This window comes from Kribbella sp. NPDC056951 (assembly GCF_042674205.1).
Lineage (GTDB): Bacteria > Actinomycetota > Actinomycetes > Propionibacteriales > Kribbellaceae > Kribbella > Kribbella yunnanensis.
Genome location: NZ_JBHUQZ010000013.1, coordinates 53,037 through 71,829, shown reverse-complemented (window position 1 = coordinate 71,829; position 18,793 = coordinate 53,037). Strand labels below are relative to the sequence as shown.

The following is an 18,793-nucleotide window of genomic DNA, read 5'->3' as shown; positions in this document are numbered from 1 at the left end:
GTCGTCTTCCGCCCCTCACAACGTCGCTCGACCCGGCATCGGGGCGGCTGCCGGGCCGTTCAGTGTCTGCGTTTGGCTCCAAACACGCTTCAGCGCGGCGGAACGGTTGCTTTTGGCCGAGAAGTGGTTCTCGGTACTCCACAACCGCTAACCTCACCGAAAGAGTCGAGGATGTGAGGAGCCCCGCATGGCTGACAGCACCACGACGGACCACGGCAAGTTCGCGTTGCCGACCAAGAACCTGCCCGCCCCACAGGTCCGGGACCTGCCCGATCCACCCACCAGAACCTGGAAGGTGATCGGCCCCGGCATGGTCGGCGCGGGGGTGGGACTGGCCTCAGGAGAGTTCATCCTGTGGCCGTACATCTCCAGCCAGGTCGGCCTGGTGTTCCTCTGGGGCGCGCTGGTCGGCGTCGTGATCCAGTGGTTCCTGAACATGGAGATCGAGCGGTACACGCTGGCCACTGGTGAGACAGCGTTGACCGGCTTCAACCGGTTCGGCAAACACTGGGGCCTGTTCTTCGCGATCATGACCTACTTCGCGAACATGTGGCCCGGCTGGGCAACCAGCTCGGCAGCGATGCTGACCTACCTGTTCGGCGGCGGCGACCCACGCTGGATCGCGATCGGGATCCTGCTCACCATCGGCCTCATCCTGACCTTCGCCCCGGTCGTCTACGTGATGCTCGAGCGGCTCATCTTCGTCAAGATCCTCGCCGTCGGACTCCTCGTCGTACTGGCCCTGATCTTCGCCATCCGCGGCAAGACCTACGCCGCCCTCGGCGACGCCGTCACCGGCCCGCAGTTCCCGGTCGAGCAACTCGGCTTCGCCCTGATGATGGGAGCCATCGCGTACGCCGGTGCCGGCGGCGGCCAGAATCTTGTGCAGAGCAACTGGATCCGCGACAAGGGCTTCGCCCAAGGCATCCACGTCCCGCGCCTCACCTCACCCGTGACCGGCCAGACCGAAGCCGACCCGAACGCCAACGCCTACACCTTCACCCCCAACGACGCGAACATGGCCCGCTGGAAGCGCTGGTGGAAGTTCGCCAACATCGAGCAGGCGATGACCTTCGTCGCGATCACCGTGCTCACCATCGTCTTCACCTCGATGCTCGCGCACGCCACCCTGTTCGGCGACGAGAACGTCAAGAACAACATCAGCTTCCTCAAGATCGAGGGCACCACCCTGCAGACCCTGGTCGGCGGCTGGTTCGGCTACCTCTTCTGGGCGATCGGCGCCTTCTCCCTTTTCGCCGCCGCAGCCGGCATCGTCGACTACACCTCCCGCCTGACCGCCGACATGATCAAAGCCCGCTACCTGCGAACGTCGACAGTCACCGAATCCAAACTCTACTTCGGCCTGGTCTGGGGACTAGTTGCCTTCGGCATCATCGTCCTCCTGGCCGGCCTCACCCAGCCCCTGGTCCTGCTGGTCATCTCAGCCTGCACCGCCGGCACCATGATGTTCGTCTACTCCGGCCTGCTCTGGTACATGAACTCCCGAGCCCTCCCCAAGCCCATCCGCATCACCCCGCTCCGAACCGCCGTCCTGGCCTTCGCCTTCCTGGCCTTCGGCTTCCTAGCCGTCTTCACCATCATCGACCAACTCAAGAAGCTCTAAAACCTCCTTCACCTGCGGCAACCCATACCGCCGATACAACTCCAACGCCAACAACCACTGCTCCCGAGCGGGCTCGGCCTCCCCGAGCCCGCTCAACGCACGCCCCAACTGATGCCGAATCCGCGCTTCCAACTCACCGCCGCCACTCAGCTCGAGTCCCTCCTCGAGAACGCTGCGGGCTGCGTCGTACGCCGCCAGCTCGACGTCGGCCGTCCCGAGGTGCAGAAGAAGCTCGGCTACACCGACCTTGTTGCCGGAGGCCCGGACCGCAGCCAGCTGCCCCCGCAACCAACTCCGGGCACTCTCGCTCCTGCCACACTGCAGATAGCTTTCTCCAATCGCGGAGGACAACAGCTCGGCGAACCCCTGCCTGCTGCTCATGAGCGACACAGCCATCTCGAACGACTGGTCCTGCTCCGCAAATCGGCCCTGGCGGCCGGCGAGGACTCCGAGCAGCAACCGCGCCTCGCCCTCCATCATCGGGTCGGCGATGCGCTGCCCATGCTCCAGTTGCGCGTTGGCAAGTTCCATCGCCTCATCCAGTTGCCCCAGTCGCTCCAGGCAATGGGCGAGCGAGCCCCTGCTAAGGCTCAGATGAGACTGCTTTCCCAGCGCAGTGTCCACCTCGATCGCGACCCTCAAGTGGGATGCCGCAGTCTCCAAGACCGAAGTGGCTGTGTAGTGAGCTCCGACGCTGTAACTGAGCATGGCCAACGCCACCGGAGGAGCACAGGCGGGGTCGTCCCGGAACGCTGTCAGGGCCAGCTCGTCCAGTTGGGCTCCCTCCACGTGGCGACGACGGACGGCCCAGAACAGGAACATGCCCATCGCGAGCCTGACGACAGCCACGCGGTCGGGGTGCGGGCCAGCCATCAATCGACGCGACGCTGCGAGAATCTCAGCCGCCTCGACATTCAGCCAGACCATGACCTCGTCGTACTCAAGGTCCTCAACTCCGGCAACCCATTGCTCGTCGAACACTTCCCTCGACAGTCCACCGAAGCCGAACCTCACCCGAGACTGCCAGGCCATCGCGACATAGAGCGCGAACACACGGTCGCGGGCAGCCGCTCGCTCCTCCGTCGTCGTGGTGCTCGCTGCCAACTCCCGGGCGTACGCACGGACGAGGTCGTGGAACTGGTAACGCCTTGGACCAGGCGAGTCCAGCAGGTGCAGGTCGACGAGGTGCTCCAGCAGCGGTTCAACTTCCGCCTCCGGGCGATCGACCAAACGACCAGCGACCTTCAGGTCCAGTTCCTCGCCCTCGTACAGACCGAGGAACCCGAACACCCCCGCAGCCGCCACGTCCTGCGCCGACGCGCCCGTCAGCGAAAGCCCAAGAGACGCTCGTACGCCGGACTCCTCACCACTGAGAACATCCAGCCGAGCGGTCTCGTCTGCCATCCGTCGAGCCAGATCGGCAACCGTCCAGGTCGGCTCGGCGGCTAGTCGGGAGCCAGCGATTCTGAGGGCCAGCGGCAACGACCCACAGAGTGCCACCACCTCACGCGCGGTACGAACATCGCTCTCGATCCGGTCCCGGCCGGCTGCTGACGTCAGCAAGGCCAGGGCCTCGTCCGATGGCAGCACGTCAAGCGCGAACGGTTGCGCGCCTGGCAGGCCGACCAGGGCACGGCGGCTGGTGACGATGACGGCGCAGGTCGACGAGCCGGGGAGGAGTGGTAGAACCTGTTCGACGGTGGCCGCGTTGTCCAGCACGAGCAGGAGCTTCCGGGTGGCGCAGGCTGTTCGGAAGAGGCCGGCAGCCTCGTCTGCTGTGTCGGGCGGGCGTTGGAGTGCGAAGCCAAGCTGTTGCAGCAGGGTGTTGAGTGCCCCCAGTGGCATCACCGGTTCGCCGACTCCGAAGCCGCGCAGGTTCACGTAGAGGACACCGTCGGCGAACCGGCCGGCTAGCTCGCGCGCGACGCGGACGGCGAGAGCTGTCTTGCCGACGCCACCCATCCCAGCCAGCGCCGAGATGACGACGACACCAGGCTCTCCCCCACCACTTGTCAACAGATCGGACAGCGTCGCGATCTGCTCCCGGCGCCCAACGAAGTCCGCCACGTCGGTCGGCAGGCGGCCACTTGTCTTGGGGCGTGCGGCTGCGGCCTTCAGTTCGGCTCGTTCGTCGGCGTCGAGGCCCAGGCCTGCCGATAGCAGATCGACGGTCTGCACCCACGGATAGCGGCGGCGACCCGCCTCGAGGGTCTTGATCGCCCCCACGCTGACCCCCGACACCGCCGCCAGCCGCTCCTGCGACAACCCCGCCGCCTTGCGAAACCTCCGCAGTACCGGCCCGAACTCAGGCATCAGAACCCAGCAACGAACGGACTTCGGCGGCCTGCGGCAACCCATAACGCCGGTACAACTCCAATGCCGACGACCACTGCTCACGAGCGGGCTCAGCGAGACCGAGTCCGCTTAGTGCTGTGCCGAGGGCGTGGCGGATTTGGGCTTCTAGTTCGTCGTTGCTGCCTTGGATTACGTTGAGGGCTTCGGTGAGGGCCAGGCGGGCCCCGTCGTGGGACTCGAGGGCTGTTTCGGCTACGCCTAGCCAGTGGAGGTGTTCGGCTATGGCGGCTTTGTCGCCGGAGCGTTTGCTGTCGGGGAGGTGGTCGCGGAGCCAGGTGCGGGCGGATTCGGGGCGGCCTGAGCGGAGGTAGCTGGCGCCTATGTCGGGGAGGAGTAGGTGGAGGATTTCTGGGCGGCTTCGGCGGAGGGTGGCGGTTGCCAGGTTGAAGGCCTCGTCTTGCTCGGCGAAGTGGCCACGGCGGCCAGCTAGGGAGCCGATGCTGAAGTGTGCGTCGCTCTCGATGATCTCGTTGGCTAGTTGGAGCGCGCCCTCTAGCCCGGATCGGGCCAGCTCTGTTGCTTCGTCCAGCTGGTCTAGTCGCTCCAGGTCCTGAGCGAGAGCGATGGTGCACACGACGTGGTTCAGCGGATCGGTCTCCATCGGTGCTGCTGCGATGGCGACCCTCAGGTGAGCTGCGCCGGTCTCGGAGTCCGACCTGGACGAGTAGTGCGCTGCCACGTGATAGCTGATGCGGCTCAGGGCGAGCTCGGAGGCACAGGTCGGGTCTTCGCGGAGCGCGGTCAAGGCGAGTTCGCCGAGTTCTGCGCCCTCGGTGTGCCGGCGACGGATGATCCAGAACCGCGTCATGCCGCCCGCGAGTTTGACGAGGGTTGCGCGGTCTATTGTCGGTCGGCGGGCCGCGGCCAGGATCTCGCCGGCCTCGGCGTCCAGCCATGCCATGACTTCGTCGTACTCAAGGTGCTCGACGCCGGCAGTCCACTGCTCGTCGTACCAGGTCCGCGAAACGCCCAGCTTCACTCGCGCCTGCCAGGCCATCGCCACGTAGAGCGCCAGCACGCGCTCGCGGGCCGCTGTGCGGTCAGCGGGTGCGAGCTCCCGTGCGTACGCGCGGACCAGGTCGTGGAACTGGTAGCGGCGTGGGCTGCCCGACTCCAGGAGATGCAGGTCGACGAGGTGTTCGAGCAACGGCTCGACCTCCGCCTCCGGGCGATCGACCAGGCGAGCGGCAACCTTCAGGTCGAGTTCGTCGCCTTCGTGGAGGCCCAGCAGCCCGAAGAGCTCCGCTGCGGCCACGTCCTGCGCCGACGCGCCCGCCAATGACAACGCAATAGACGCCCGTACGCCGGACTCCGCGGCACCGAGCACGTCCAGGCGAACCGACTCGTCGGCCAACCGCCTGGCCAGGTCGGCGACCGTCCAGGTCGATTCGGCTGCGAGCCGGGTGCCTGCGATTCTTAGTGCCAAGGGCAACGATCCGCAGAGCGCCACCACCTTCAGCGCTGCCTGCGGATCGCGCTCGACCCGCTCCCGGCCGGCTGCCGAGGTGAGCAACGCCAGAGCTTCGTCCTCCGCCAGGACACCGAGCTCCAGCGGCCGCGCGCCCGGCAGCCCGACCAGGGCACGCCGACTAGTGACGATCACCGCGCAGGTCGCCGTACCGGGGAGCAGTGGGACGACCTGTTCGACAGCTGCCGCGTTGTCCAGGACGACGAGCAGGTTGCGGGTCGCGCAGGCCGTGCGGAACAGGGCGGCGGCCTCTTCGACGGATTCCGGCGGGCGCTGGAGGGCGAACCCGAGCTGCTGCAGCAATGCACTCAACGCTTCCAGCGGCGTCATCGGTCCGCCGACACCGAAGCCACGGAGGTTCACGTAGAGGACGCCATCAGCGAACCGATCAGCGAGGTCGCGGGCGACACGCACCGCCAAGGCGGTCTTGCCGACTCCCCCCATACCGGCGATCGCCGTGATGACGACGACGCCAGGCGTCTGATCACCACCGCTCAAAAGATCGGACACCTCGGCGATCTGCTCCGCGCGACCGACGAAGTCCACCACATCGACAGGCAGTGGATCACTGCCGGCCTTGGGCCGGGTGGCCGCGGCCATCAGTTCGGCGCGCTCGTCGACATCCAACGGCAGACTGTCGGCCAGTAGCTCGACGGTCTGTGCCCGCGGATACCGGCGACGACCAGCCTCCAGCGTCTTGATCGCCTCCACGCTGACGCCCGACACCCCCGCAAGCCCCTCCTGCGAAACCCCAGCCGCCTTCCGGAACCTCCGCAGTACCGGCCCGAACTCAGTCATCGGAACCCAGCAAAGCGCGGACGTCGTCAGCCTGCGGGGATCCGTGTCGCACCAGCAGGTTCAGTGCGGATCGCCACTCGACTGAGGCCTCGGTTGGGCGGCCGGCGGTGTGGAGGACTTGGCCCAGGAGTTGGCGGACGCGGGCTTCGGGTTGCCAGGTGCCTTGCATGATCGTGAGGGCTCCGCGCAGGTTGGTTTCGGCGGCGGTGAGGTTGCCGTGGGCGAGGTCGACCTGGCCGAGGCCTTCGAGGGCTTCGGCGACTGCGTGTTCGTAGCCGGCGGCCAGGGCTGAGGTGCGGCACATTTCGAAGTAGGCGGCGGCCTCGAGGAGTTGGCCGGAGTCGCGGTAGGCGATGCCGACGTGCAGCAGGATGTAGTGCGCCGTCTGGGGCGTGCCGCGGCGGCGTACGACGTCGACGGCTCGCTGGAACTCCTTGTCCTGCTCGTCCGGTCGGCCTTGGCGGCCGGCGATCGTGCCGAGGATCAGGCGGCCGTCGGCCTCGGTGATCTCCTCGCCGAGCTCAACGGCTCGCGCGACACCTGCCTGCGCCGAGGCGGACGCCTCGTCGAGTCGTCCGAGCTCCATCAGGTACTCACCGAGGAAGATCTCGCCCTCGGCCAACTGCTCGCCGTACTCGATCGTCTTGGGTGCTTTCAGCGCCATCCTCATGTAGTCGACGGCGAGCGAGTACAGCCCGGCCGCGCCGCACTGCTGGGCCAGCTCGTACGGCGTGAGGGCGGCCGCGAACGGGTCGTCGCCGGACTCGACCGTGCCGAGCGCGATCGTCGCCAGCATCACGCCGTCGTAGTACCGGCGCCGGACATGGCAGTACGGCAGCAGGCCGAGCACGACCTTCGGCACCAGCGCACGTTCCGGACCCGAGCCGCGCGCAGCCCGCCGTACCGCACCGATGATCTCTTCGATCTCTCCGTCGAGCCACCCGAAGATCTCGTCCATCGAGAGTCCCTCGGCGCCCTCCGTCCAAGTGCTGTCGCTCCAGTCGGTGGTCAGGGCGGTCGTGAAGTTCAGCTCGCGGCTTCGCCAGGCGAGCGCCAGGTACATCCGCAGCACCCGCAGCCGCGCGGCATCCCGGTCGGCCTCCGTGGTCAAGGCTGCGGTGGTCTCCGAGACGTAGCTGCGGACGAGGTCGTGGATGCGGTACCGGTGTGGGCCTACGGACTCGATCAGGTAGAGGTCGACGAGGCGTTCCAGGCGGCGGCTCGCGTCCTCGACGGGGAGGTCGAGCAGGGCCGCGGCGACGCGGACGTTGAGTTCGTCGCCCTCGTGGAGTCCAAGGAGCTTGAAGGCCTCAACGGCTTCCGTATCGCGGTCTGTTGCCGCGGACAACGAGAACTCGATGCTCGCCCGTACGTCGCGATCCGCGGTAGCGAGTTCGTCGAGCCGATGCCGACTTGTCTCCAGCCGGTGGACCAGGTCGGCGACGGCCCAGGTCGGTTCGTCGGCGAGGCGGGCTCCGGCGAGGTGCAGGGCGAGCGGGAGACCGCCGCACAACCGGACGATCGCCAGGGCGTTGGCCTGGTCGCGCGCGATGCGGTCGTCGCCGACGATCTGGGTCAGCATCTCGATACCGTCCTGGTCGGGCAGCACGTCGAGCAGCACGTGGGCGACGCCCGGCAGGGCGGTCATCGCGCGGCGACTGGTGATCAGTACGGCGCAGGTCGAGGCCCCCGGCAACAAAGGTGCGACCTGGGCCGCGTCGGCCGCGTTGTCGAGAACCACCAGCACCCGGCGGCCGGTGAGCGCCGATCGGTAGCGAGAGGCGGCTTCGTGGGCGTCGGCCGGATTGTCAGGCCCTTGAACGCCGAGGCTGTCCATCAACCGGCCGAGCGCCTCCGGCACTGTCAGCGGCCGGCCCGGACCGAAGCCGCCGAGGTTCAGGTATAGCTGGCCGTCCGGGTACTGATCGGCGATCAGGTGCGCCATGTGGATGGCGAGCGCGGTCTTGCCGATGCCGCCCATCCCGCCGATGGCGGAGGTGACCACGACTCCGGGCCGCGACTCCTGGGCGGTGAAGGTCTTCTCGAGTTCCGCGACCTGGTCTTCGCGGCCGACGAACGCGTAGACATCGTCCGGCAGCTCGCGCGGGATGGTGACCCGCGCCTTCGTCCGGGCGCCGGCCGTGAGTAGTTCCGCCCGCTGCGCCGCGGCCAGGCCCAGCCCGTTGGCCAGCAGTTTCAGCGTGCTCGACCGCGGGTACCGCCGGCGGCCCGATTCCAAGGTCTTGATCGCTTCGACGCTGACGCCGGACGCCGCCGCCAGCCGCTCTTGCGACAGACCGGCGGCCTTGCGGAACCTTCGCAGTACCGGGCCGAACTCAGGCATGTCGGTCGTAGGGCTGGGCGGCGCCATTGACCGTGGTGAAGAGGGAGTAGACGGACGTGGTGGCGGTGATGAAGAGGCGGTTCCGCTTGGCGCCACCGAAGGTCAGGTTGGACACGGTCTCCGGGACCAGCAGCTTGCCCAGCAGCGTCCCGTCCGGGTGATAGACGTGTACGCCGTCCGCGGCCGAAGCCCAGACCCGTCCGGCGGTGTCGATCCGGATGCCGTCGAAAGCGCCGTTCCCACACTCGGCGAACACCTCGCCACCGCTGATCCGATCACCCTCGACGGTGAACACCCGCATGTGCGCGCGTTCGGTGTCAGTGATGTACAGCAGCGATTCGTCCGGCGAGAACGCCAGACCGTTCGGCCCGTCGAAGTCGTCTGCGACCCGAGTCAGTACGCCGTCCGCCACGCGATACACGTGACATCCGCCGGTCTCGATCTCCCCGGCATACCCCTCGTAGTCGCTCTGGATCCCGTACGACGGATCCGTGAACCAGACCGAGCCGTCACGCTTCACCACAACGTCGTTCGGACTGTTCAGCCGATGACCGTCGTACCCGTCGGCGAGCACGCTGATCCGACCGTTGTGCTCGGTCCGCGTCACCCGCCGGTTGCCGTGCTCACAACTGACGAGCCGGCCCTCCTGGTCGAGCGTGTGACCGTTCGTGTTCCCGGCCGGCGCCCGGAAGGCCGAGACCTGGTACGACGTCTCGTCCCACCTCAGAATGCGGTCGTTCGGAATGTCGCTCCAGAGCAGATACCGCCCGGCCGGGACGTACACCGGCCCCTCGACCCACCGCCCGCCGGTCCACAGCCGCTCCAGGTGGTGGTCGCCCCGGATCCCGTCGAACCGGTCGTCGAACTTCTCCCACTCCGCCGGAACGGTCCCGGCCAGCGGTTCGAGAATGCCCGTCATCACCACTCCTGGAGAACTCGGCTGCATGTCCAGGGGTGAGCCTATGCGTTCGCGGCGTACGGCGGTCGTGCTCCCCGAGCGGTGAGGTGCCACGACCAGACCGAAGTAGTTGCCGTGACGAACAACCGGTTGCCGCGGGGCCCACCGAAGGTCAGGTTCGAGACGACGTCGGGCAGTATCAGCTTGCCGATCAGCGTTCCGTCCGGGGCGAAGCAGTGCACGCCTTCGTGGGTCGCGGCCCACACCCGGCCCGCCTCATCCACCCGGATACCGTCGAACCGGCCCGCCGTACAAGGCGCGAACACCTCGCCGCCGGTCAGTTTCGCGCCGTCCACCTCGAACCGGCGGATGTGCGAGCCGTGGGTGTCGGCGACGTACAGCTCGGTCTCGTCAAGCGAGAAGGCCAGCCCGTTCGGCCGGCGGAAGTCGTCGGCGACGACGGTCAGTCCGCCGTCGGGGTCGATCCGGTAGACGTAGCAACCGTCCAGTTCCTGCTCGCCACCGTTCCCCTCGTAGCTCGAGGTGATGCCGTACGGCGGGTCGGTGAACCAGACCGAGCCGTCGCGCCGGACAACGACATCGTTCGGACTGTTCAGTCGCAGGCCGTCGAGGTGCGAGGCGAGTACGACACGGCTCCCGTCGTACTCGGTGCGGATGACCTGACGCTCACCCTGCGAACAGCTGACCAGCCGGCCAAGGCCGTCGATCGTGTTGCCGTTGACGAACCCGGACGGCTGCCGGAAGACGCTCGTCTGCCCCGAGACCTCGTCCCAGCGCAGCAGCCGATCGTTCGGGATGTCGCTAAAGATCAGGCTCCGCCAGGCCGGCACGTACGCCGGTCCCTCCAGCCAGCGACCGCCGTCGTACAGGCGCTCGACGTACTCGTCACCCGCGACGCCGGCGAATCTCTCGTCGAGCACCACCAGCTCTGCCCTGATCCGGGCCGGCGCCTCACCGAGCACGATCGTCATCGCTTCCTCCTGAATGCTGTTCTGTTAGGGTTTACTTAGACAGAATGACATATAGCAAAGGGCAGCAATGACCGTAGACGATACAGATCGCTTGTTGTTGGCCGCATTGCAGGAGGACGCCACACAGTCGTACGCCGCCCTCGGCCAGACGGTGGGACTTTCCGCCGGGGCGGCCCACGAGCGGGTCCGGAAGCTGAAGGCGAGCGGCGTGATCCGGCGTACCACCATCGAGGTCGATCCGGTCGCTCTCGGCCGGCAGGTGACGGCCTTCGTGCTGCTGGATGCGAATGCCTGGATGGGCGACGAGCCGACCCTCGAGGCACTCCGGGCGATCCCGGCCGTCGAGGAGGCCCATGTCATCGCCGGCCCCGCATCGATCCTGGTGAAGGTGCGGACAGCGACGACAGAGGATCTGCAGGCGAGCCTGCGCGCCCTCCACCAGGTGGACGGCGTGACCAGTACGCAGACGGTCGTCGTACTGGAGTCCTTCTTCGAGCGACAGCCCGTAGTGATGTGAGCAACGCCCTGTCTCATTCAGCGGTCAGTTGACCCTAGAGTGGGCCAAGGCTTGAAGGGAGTCGTCCGTGTCGAACAAGCAGATCACCAAGGTGCTGGTCGCCAACCGCGGCGAGATCGCGGTCCGGGTCGTCCGGGCGGCGGCCGATGCCGGGCTGGGCAGCGTCGCCGTGTACGCCGACCAGGACCGGGACGCGTTGTTCGTCCGGCTGGCCGACGAGGCGTACGCGCTGGACGGGTCGACGCCGGCCGACTCCTACCTGAACATCGCCAAGATCCTGGATCTCGCGACCCGCTCCGGCGCGGACGCGGTGCACCCGGGGTACGGCTTCCTGGCCGAGAACGCCGAGTTCGCCCAGGCCGTGATCGACGCCGGGCTGATCTGGATCGGCCCGCCGCCGTCGGCGATCGACTCGCTCGGCGACAAGGTCAAGGCCCGGCACATCGCCGAGAAGGTCGGCGCGCCACAGGTCCCCGGTACGCCGAATCCGGTCGCCGATGCCGACGAGGTGGTCGCGTTCGCCACGGAATTCGGCTTGCCGATCGCGATCAAGGCGGCGTACGGCGGCGGTGGGCGCGGCATGAAGGTCGCCCGCACGCTGGAAGAGGTCCCGGAGCTGTTCGAGTCCGCGACCCGCGAGGCGGTCAGCGCGTTCGGTCGCGGCGAATGCTTCGTCGAGCGGTACCTGGACAAGCCGCGGCACGTCGAGACCCAGTGCCTGGCCGATGCCCACGGCAACGTTGTGGTCGTCTCCACGCGGGACTGCTCACTGCAGCGCCGCTACCAGAAGCTGGTCGAGGAGGCGCCCGCGCCGTTCCTTTCGCCGGAGCAGCTGGAGACGCTCTACAGCTCGTCCAAGGCGATCCTGCGCGAGGCCGGGTACGTCGGCGCCGGGACGTGCGAGTTCCTGGTCGGCCAGGACGGGCTGATCTCGTTCCTCGAGGTGAACACCCGACTGCAGGTCGAGCACCCGGTCTCCGAGGAGGTCACCGGGCTGGACCTGGTCCGCGAGATGTTCCGGATCGCCAACGGCGAAGAGCTCGGGTACGACGACCCGGTGGTGACCGGCCACTCGATCGAGTTCCGGATCAACGCCGAGGACGGCGGCCGCGGCTTCCTGCCCGCACCCGGCACACTGACCCGCTGGAAGCCCCCGAGCGGCCCGGGCGTCCGGATCGACGGCGGGTACGACGAGGGCGAGACCGTGCCCGGCGCATTCGACTCGCTCGTCGCCAAGCTGATCGTCACCGGTCGCGACCGCACTCAGGCGCTCGAGCGGTCCCGGCGGGCACTGCGTGAGTTCGTCGTCGAGGGCATGCCGACCGTGATCCCGTTCCACGCCACGGTTGTGTCGGACCCGGCGTACGTCGGCGATGACGGGTTCAAGGTGCACACCCGGTGGATCGAGACCGAGTTCGACAACCAGCTCACGCCGTACGACGGCCCGACCGCCGAGGCGCCTTCGGACGCTGCCCGGGAGAAGGTCGTTGTCGAGGTCGGCGGTAAGCGGCTCGAGGTCGCACTGCCCGCCGGGTTCGGAATGTCGGCCGGTGGCGCTGTTCCGAATGGCGCGAAGAAGAAGCCGGCACGCCGTACCGGTGGTTCGGGGAAGGCGGCCGCGTCCGGCGACTCGCTGACGTCCCCGATGCAGGGCACGATCGTGAAGCTGGCCGTCGAGGAAGGCGCGACAGTTGCCGAGGGCGACCTGATCGTCGTACTCGAGGCGATGAAGATGGAGCAGCCGCTGAACGCGCACAAAGCCGGCACCGTGACCGGCCTGTCCGCCGAGGTCGGCGCCACCGTCTCGGCCGGCGCCGTCCTCTGCGAGATCAAGGACTAGTAGCTCAGCGTGCCCTTGACGATGTAACCACCGTCGCCGGTCACCGGTGCGAGCAGGACGATGAAGCACTCGCCCTTCTCGACGCCGGTGGCCAGCGTGTGGCTCGGCTTCTTCTTCGTGAAGGTCTGGACGTCGCCCAGGTCCGCGCCCTCACACCGCTCCACGAAGACCTTCGTGTTCTTCTCCAGCGTGGTCAGGTTCAGCTTGATGTCCCCGCCGGTGGAGACGTAGGTCCCGCCGCTGCCCCAGTTCTTGCCCACGACCAGGTGCTGATACGGCTGCGTCGTCTGCGCCTGCACCGGCGCCGCCTGCGCCGCCACCGGAACCGCCGCCAGCGCCAGCACACCCAAAGTCGTCCCGATCATCTTCATGTCACTATCCCCTTCGCTATACCGAGTATGTAGATACTCAGTATGCACATCAGAAGGTCATTTGGTGACGTTGGGCGAGTAGGCGTACCAGACCGTGGCCGACGACGCGACGTACGCGCGGTACGCCCGGCTGCGGTTGGTGGTGATGCTGTAGCTCGCCGCCCCCGCCGAGTTCGGCACGATGTAGCCGAGGTCCTTCCAGACCGAGGAACCCGGATCCTTGGACTGGAACAGCACCCGCCCGTGGTGACGCACGAACCCCTTGCTCTTGGCGCTGTAGTACGTCGGCCGCGCAGTCAACGTGGTCTTCGTCCCCTGCCGCGTGGCGGTCAGCTTGACCGCCGCGCCGTACTTGGCGATCGAACTCGCGGACCGAAGGTCAGCCACCTTCCGCCCCTTCGCATCCGTCGCGTAGCCCATCGGGTTCCAGCTCATGCTGTGCCCGGGATAGGCGGCATTCACGGTAATGGCGCAGTTCGGATAGCCCCACGTGCAATTGACGTCGTACGACGAACCGTCGACACCATCCGCCCGCCCGCGCCAGTTGGCCTCGAACGCCGTCTTCGGGCAACTGCTCCCCCACCCGAAGGTCACCAGCTGATCGGGACTGCTGATCGTCAACTTCGCCGGCACCCCGAACCGGCAAACCGGCGCCGCCGCAGCCTGCGCCGACCCCGGCACCCCAACCAGCCCGGCCGCCACGACCCCCGCCGCCAGCACCAACCCACGAACCCGCATGAACCCTCCCCAGCCCGACCGAATCGCCGCAGCATACCGGTCTACACCTGAACCGCCAACCATTGAATGTGCAAGTGAAACCCTCCGGATGGCATAGTCACCGGGTTCGGGTGACGGTGAGGAGCTGGATATGTGGCGGGCGCGGGCTCGGTATTGGTTCGACAGCACGATGTCTCGGGGTACGCCGGCGTTGGTCGGGTGGCTGGGGTTGGCGTCGACGTTGCTGGTGCTGGTGGTTTCGGTGCTGGTGATCTGGCTGGTACCGGATGACGTGCAGCAGCACGGTGGGTGGCCGGATGTCTTCTGGATGACGTTGATGCGGGCGATCGACGCCGGCACCGTGAGCGGGGACTCCGGGAGTCCGGTGTTCATGTTCCTGATGCTGGCGATCACGGTCGGCGGGATCTTCGTGGTGAGTGCGTTCATCGGCGTACTGACCGCCGGCCTGGAGGGCAAGATCGCCGACCTGCGGAAGGGTCGGTCGAAGGTCGTCGAGCGTGGGCAGACCGTCGTACTGGGGTGGTCCGAGCAGGTGTTCACGGTGGTGACCGAACTGGTGCAGGCCAACCACAGCAAGCGGCGGTCGTGTATCGCGATCCTGGCCGACAAGGACAAGGTCGAGATGGAGGACGCCCTGCGTGCCCGCGTTCCGGACCTCGGGCGGACGGTAGTCGTCTGCCGGACCGGGAACCCGTTGCGGCCGACTGATCTGGATCTGGTCAACCTGGCCGAGGCGCGGTCGGTGATGGTGTTGCCGCCGCCGGTCGAGGACGCCGACATCCAGGTGATCAAGGTTCTGCTTGCCCTCGGCAACCGAGCCGCCGGCGGTCCGCAGGTGGTGGCCGCGGTCAACGATTCCGACAACCTCGCCGCGGCGCAGCTGGCCGGTGGTCCTCGGACCCAACTGGTCGGCGCCGACGACCTTGCGGTTCGGCTGATCGTTCAGGCGCATCGGCAGTCCGGGCTGTCTGCGGTCTGCACCGATCTGCTCGCGTTCGCGGGGACCGAGTTCTACCTGCGCTCGGATCCGTCGGCTGACGGGCACTCGTTCGGTGAGGTCGCGCGGAGCTTCGACCGCGGCGTACTGGTCGGTCTCCGAACTGCCGCCGGCCGGGTCGACCTCAACCCGGCCGAGGGCCGGATCGTCGATGCGACCGACGAGCTGATCCTGCTCGCGGACGACGACAGCCTCATCCACCGGTCGCCGACACCGCTCCCAGTCGTCGCCGAAGCGATCGCTCCGGAAGTACGCCGTACGGCGGATCCCGCGCGCACGTTGATGATCGGCTGGAACAAGCGGGCGCCGAAGATCGTCGCGCTGCTCGACGAATTCGCCGCCGCGGGATCACACCTGCAGGTGGCCGGGCCGGATGAGGTCCGGCTGGGCGAATACGACCACCTCACGGTTGGTACGACGTACTGTGACCCGACGAACCGGGTTGAGCTGGAAGCGCTCGACGTGGGCAGCTACCAGCACGTGATCGTGCTGTCGGCCGACGCGCGCGGTGAGCAGGAGGCCGACGCGCGCACCCTGCTGACGCTGCTGCACCTGCGGGATCTCGGGCAGCGTCTGGGCGATCCGTACTCGATCGTCAGCGAGATCAACGACGAGGCGAACCGCGAGATCGCCCAGGTCACGCGGGCCGACGACTTCGTGGTCAGCGAGAAGCTGATCAGTCTGCTGCTCACGCAGCTGACCGAGAACCGGCACGTGGCCGGGGTGTTCGCGGAGCTGCTCAGCCCGGACGGGGCCGAGATCTACCTGAACCCGGCGACCGACTACCTGCTCCCCGGGCAGACGGCGAATTTCGCCACGCTCGCCGAGGCGGCCCGACGCCGCGGGGAGACGGCGATCGGGTACCGGGTGCATGCCGAGTTCCACCGGCCCCCGGCGTACGGGGTGGTGCTGAATCCGGCTCCGGACGCTCCGCTGACGCTCGGACCGGCCGACCGGGTGGTCGTGCTGGCTGATCACGGTGCGGGAACAGCTGCGGGATTAACAGACAGTTCTCAGGTTGACGCTGTAAGTTCCCTCCAGACATCTCGGTGAGGGAGGGTTTGCATGTCCAAGAGGACCCACGAGCAGCAGCTCGCGGCGCGGAAGGCCAAACGGCAGGCCGAGCGGCAGGCTGAGCGGGCCCGGCAGCGGCGGAATCTGGCCATCACGGTCACGGCCGTGGTCGCCGTCGTCGCAGTCCTGGTCGGCGTCTTCGTGATCTTCGGTCCGAAGGGCAGCGACACCCCGGCGGCGAGTTCGGACACGCCATCGGCGCCGTCGTCGGACGGTGGCGGTCCGGACAACAAGCCGAAGAGCATCCCGACCGCCCTCGCCGCACCGCTGAAGCGCCCGACGCCGCTCCCGGCCGAGGTCGACTGCAGCTACAAGAAGGGCGCCGAGGCGGCCAGCAAGAAGGTCAACCCGCCGGCCGACGGCAAGGTCAAGTCCTCCGGTACGTCGAAGGTCAGCCTGAACACGTCCATCGGCGACCTGCAGGTCACGCTGGACAGCGCCCTGGCGCCGTGCACGGTGAAGAGCTTCCTGAACCTGGTCGGCCAGAAGTACTTCGACAACACCTCTTGCCACCGCCTCACCGTCGGTGAGGGCCTCCAGGTCCTCCAGTGCGGGGATCCGAGCGGCAGTGGCAGCGGTGGTCCCGGGTACAGCTTCGCGGACGAGGTCTTCCCGACGCTGAAGTACGGTCGCGGGATCCTCGCCATGGCGAACTCGGGGCCGAACACCAACGGCAGCCAGTTCTTCGTCGTCTACGGCGACGCGTCCGGTCTAGGACCGCAATACACCGCCTTCGGCACCCTCGACGAGCCCAGCCTCAAACTCATCGACAAGGTCGCCCAGGCCGGCGTCAAACCCCAGAACGGCCCGACGGACGGTTCCCCCATCACCCCCGTCAAAATCAACACCGCCACCGCAGCAGCCTGACCCAACCAGCCGCCGCCGAAGGACACCACCTTCGGCGGCGGCTGCTTTGTTGGCGCCTTCGGCGCGCACTCCCGCGGTTGCACCCCCACGCGATTTCGCGAGGGAACGTGATGAGCAGGAGGAAGAACATCGCCAACCGACTTCCGCCCAAGGGGTCGGGCTCCGTGGTGGCACCCTCCGTGATTCGCGAGGAAAACGTGGTGAGCAGGTGGATGGCATCGCCAAAGGCGGACCGCTGACACTCACCAACTCTCGCGACGGCGGTCTCCGCACGCTCAAGCACGCTGGTAGATGTGCCCCGGCGGGTGGTTGGTGAGTGGGGGCGGTCCGCCCGGCAACGTCACCTCCCCCGGCGGGTTGACTGCGAACTACATGTGGCGCGGCACCCACCTGCCGTTCGGCGTCTCCAGCCGCCCGAAGGACAGGACGTATTCGGCTACGTATACCCGCTCGCACGCCTGGCTCCAGCGCCGGCACTCCCGATCAACCCCGACACCTCCTGTTCTTGTGCAACCACCACCGCGTGGCATAGCCCCACCCACGCTCAACTGATCCCACGAGGCGGTTGATCGGTGGCGCATGTCTGCGAAACCACATCAACAGCGCCTCACGCGGTTCGGCGGAACCGCGTGAGGCACTAGCGCCGGAGGCGCCAAGAGGGCTGTCGCCGCCGTAGGCGGTGTCCGTTTGGTCAGGCTAGGAGGTGGTAGCGGGAGCGGGGCCAGGCTAGGAGGGCGTGGACTTGGGTGATGCCGGATTGCTGGAGGAGTTCTACTGGGCCCTCGCGAAATTTGTAGAGGTTGGTGGCGGGGTCTCGGGTGGTGTTCCAGTTGTCGTCGGCATAGGCCTGCATGGCTTTGCGGTAGCGGGGGTCGTGGGAGACGGAGTCCAGGATGAGGAGGTTCTTGAACCAGATGGAGTTGAAGGCGGCGCCGTTCTTGGCGAGGATCTCGCGGGTGTTGTAGAAGGCGAGCGAGGCGTTCGCGACGGACTTTGCGTCGCGCAGGTAACGCTGGTCACCGGTTGCCTTGTACAACAAGACGCCGGCACCGAGCATCACGCCCTGGTTGTAGCTCCACTGCGTCTTCTCGATGTTGCCAGCCAGGTCGATGTGGTCCCAGTAGAGACCGTTCGGCGCGAGCATGCAGTCCTGGGCCCACTGGTACATCCGCTTGGCCCAGGTCAGATATGACCGGTCCCGCGTCAGCAGATACAGATGCGCACCGAGCTCGGCACCCGGGCCGTTCGACACGGTGTTCCGGTCCTGGCTCCACGGAGCCTGGGTCCAATACACACCACCCGCACACGGGTGCGCCGGGTCGGTGTCCCACCCATGGACGACGAGCGTGAAGATCTCCTTCGCCCGGGCGAGCGCCGTACGGTCGCCGGTGCGTTTGTAGTTCTGGATCAGGTGCAGGCCGATCCATTCGTTGTCGTCGTAGAACTTGTCGCCACCGCCGCCGAGCGGCGCGCGCACGTAGGAGTCGTACCCCTTCGGCGTCGTCGTCGCGTTCCAGTACGGCGAGTAGGCGTCGACCCGGCGTTCCGCCTCGGCGGACGCCTTCTGGCCGGAGCCGGGAATGCCGGCGATGTCCTCGGCCGCGACCGCGGCCTGCGAGTACGGCCAGATGTACGAGTAGGGGTTGGGGTGCTGGTTCGGATACTCCTCGAGCAGCAGCCCCTGCCCGGCATCGAAGTACTTGTTGATCGCGTCGTACGACGCCTTGGCACGGGCCGCGTTGCTGGTCACGGCATCGGCCGTGGACACCTGCAGCGTCCCGACGATCGCGGCCGCCACCAGGCCGGCCACGATCCGAGTTGATATACCCAATTTCCTGCGCATCGACCGGCTCCTCTGTGGGCGGTGACGGATGACATCGATGTCATGTTCTAACCGTCGCAGGGAGAAT

Annotated in this window: 13 protein-coding genes; 5 read left to right on the top strand and 8 right to left on the bottom strand. The window is 67.4% G+C overall.

What is annotated here, in order from left to right; translation table 11 throughout:
• Positions 1–187: 187 nt before the first annotated feature.
• Complete coding sequence (locus tag ACFTSF_RS34590; RefSeq protein ID WP_380158964.1) at positions 188–1,624, top strand: Nramp family divalent metal transporter; 1,437 nt, start codon at positions 188–190, stop codon at positions 1,622–1,624.
• On the opposite strand, the gene ACFTSF_RS34585 is transcribed toward ACFTSF_RS34590, so the two are convergent.
• Genes ACFTSF_RS34585 through ACFTSF_RS34565 form a run of 5 tightly spaced genes read right to left on the bottom strand, consistent with a single transcriptional unit; the run spans position 1,583 to position 10,479 of the window.
• Entirely contained in the window at positions 1,583–3,937 is a 2,355-nt protein-coding gene (locus ACFTSF_RS34585) for an NB-ARC domain-containing protein (protein WP_380158962.1), read from the bottom strand. The genes ACFTSF_RS34590 and ACFTSF_RS34585 overlap by 42 nt on opposite strands.
• Positions 3,930–6,245 (bottom strand): NB-ARC domain-containing protein, encoded by a 2,316-nt coding sequence (locus tag ACFTSF_RS34580; RefSeq protein WP_380158960.1) that lies wholly within the window; start codon positions 6,243–6,245, stop codon positions 3,930–3,932. The genes ACFTSF_RS34585 and ACFTSF_RS34580 overlap by 8 nt, the downstream gene beginning before the upstream one ends.
• A complete protein-coding gene (locus ACFTSF_RS34575) occupies positions 6,238–8,589 on the bottom strand; it encodes a helix-turn-helix domain-containing protein (RefSeq protein WP_380158958.1) in 2,352 nt (783 codons plus the stop codon). The genes ACFTSF_RS34580 and ACFTSF_RS34575 overlap by 8 nt, the downstream gene beginning before the upstream one ends.
• A complete protein-coding gene (locus tag ACFTSF_RS34570; protein ID WP_380158956.1) occupies positions 8,582–9,508 on the bottom strand; it encodes an SMP-30/gluconolactonase/LRE family protein in 927 nt (308 codons plus the stop codon). Before ACFTSF_RS34570 ends, ACFTSF_RS34575 begins: the two co-directional genes overlap by 8 nt.
• A gap of 41 nt (positions 9,509–9,549) precedes the next feature.
• Positions 9,550–10,479 (bottom strand): SMP-30/gluconolactonase/LRE family protein, encoded by a 930-nt coding sequence (locus tag ACFTSF_RS34565; RefSeq protein WP_380158954.1) that lies wholly within the window; start codon positions 10,477–10,479, stop codon positions 9,550–9,552.
• Between the two features lie 67 nt (positions 10,480–10,546).
• On the opposite strand from ACFTSF_RS34565, the gene ACFTSF_RS34560 reads away from it, so the two are divergent.
• Both ACFTSF_RS34560 and ACFTSF_RS34555 read left to right on the top strand, forming a co-directional pair.
• Entirely contained in the window at positions 10,547–10,996 is a 450-nt protein-coding gene (locus ACFTSF_RS34560; RefSeq protein ID WP_380158952.1) for an Lrp/AsnC family transcriptional regulator, read from the top strand.
• Between the two features lie 67 nt (positions 10,997–11,063).
• The gene (locus ACFTSF_RS34555; protein ID WP_380158950.1) at positions 11,064–12,836 is read left to right on the top strand and encodes an acetyl/propionyl/methylcrotonyl-CoA carboxylase subunit alpha; all 1,773 of its coding nucleotides are present in this window, start codon (positions 11,064–11,066) and stop codon (positions 12,834–12,836) included.
• On the opposite strand, the gene ACFTSF_RS34550 is transcribed toward ACFTSF_RS34555, so the two are convergent.
• Positions 12,833–13,207: a hypothetical protein gene (locus ACFTSF_RS34550; protein WP_380158948.1), complete on the bottom strand. Its 375-nt coding sequence runs from the start codon at positions 13,205–13,207 to the stop codon at positions 12,833–12,835. The two genes, ACFTSF_RS34555 and ACFTSF_RS34550, sit on opposite strands and share 4 nt — an antisense overlap.
• 57 nt (positions 13,208–13,264) lie before the next feature.
• The gene (locus ACFTSF_RS34545) at positions 13,265–13,945 is read right to left on the bottom strand and encodes a hypothetical protein (protein ID WP_380158946.1); all 681 of its coding nucleotides are present in this window, start codon (positions 13,943–13,945) and stop codon (positions 13,265–13,267) included.
• 130 nt (positions 13,946–14,075) lie between these two features.
• Here ACFTSF_RS34545 and ACFTSF_RS34540 point away from each other — a divergent pair, with 130 nt between their 5' ends.
• Positions 14,076–15,995 (top strand): hypothetical protein, encoded by a 1,920-nt coding sequence (locus ACFTSF_RS34540; protein WP_380158944.1) that lies wholly within the window; start codon positions 14,076–14,078, stop codon positions 15,993–15,995.
• A gap of 12 nt (positions 15,996–16,007) precedes the next feature.
• A complete protein-coding gene (locus ACFTSF_RS34535; RefSeq protein ID WP_344157044.1) occupies positions 16,008–16,883 on the top strand; it encodes a peptidylprolyl isomerase in 876 nt (291 codons plus the stop codon).
• A 691-nt stretch (positions 16,884–17,574) separates the two neighbouring features.
• Here ACFTSF_RS34535 and ACFTSF_RS34530 read toward each other — a convergent pair.
• Entirely contained in the window at positions 17,575–18,726 is a 1,152-nt protein-coding gene (locus tag ACFTSF_RS34530; RefSeq protein WP_380158942.1) for a glycoside hydrolase family 76 protein, read from the bottom strand.
• Between the last annotated feature and the right edge of the window lie 67 nt (positions 18,727–18,793).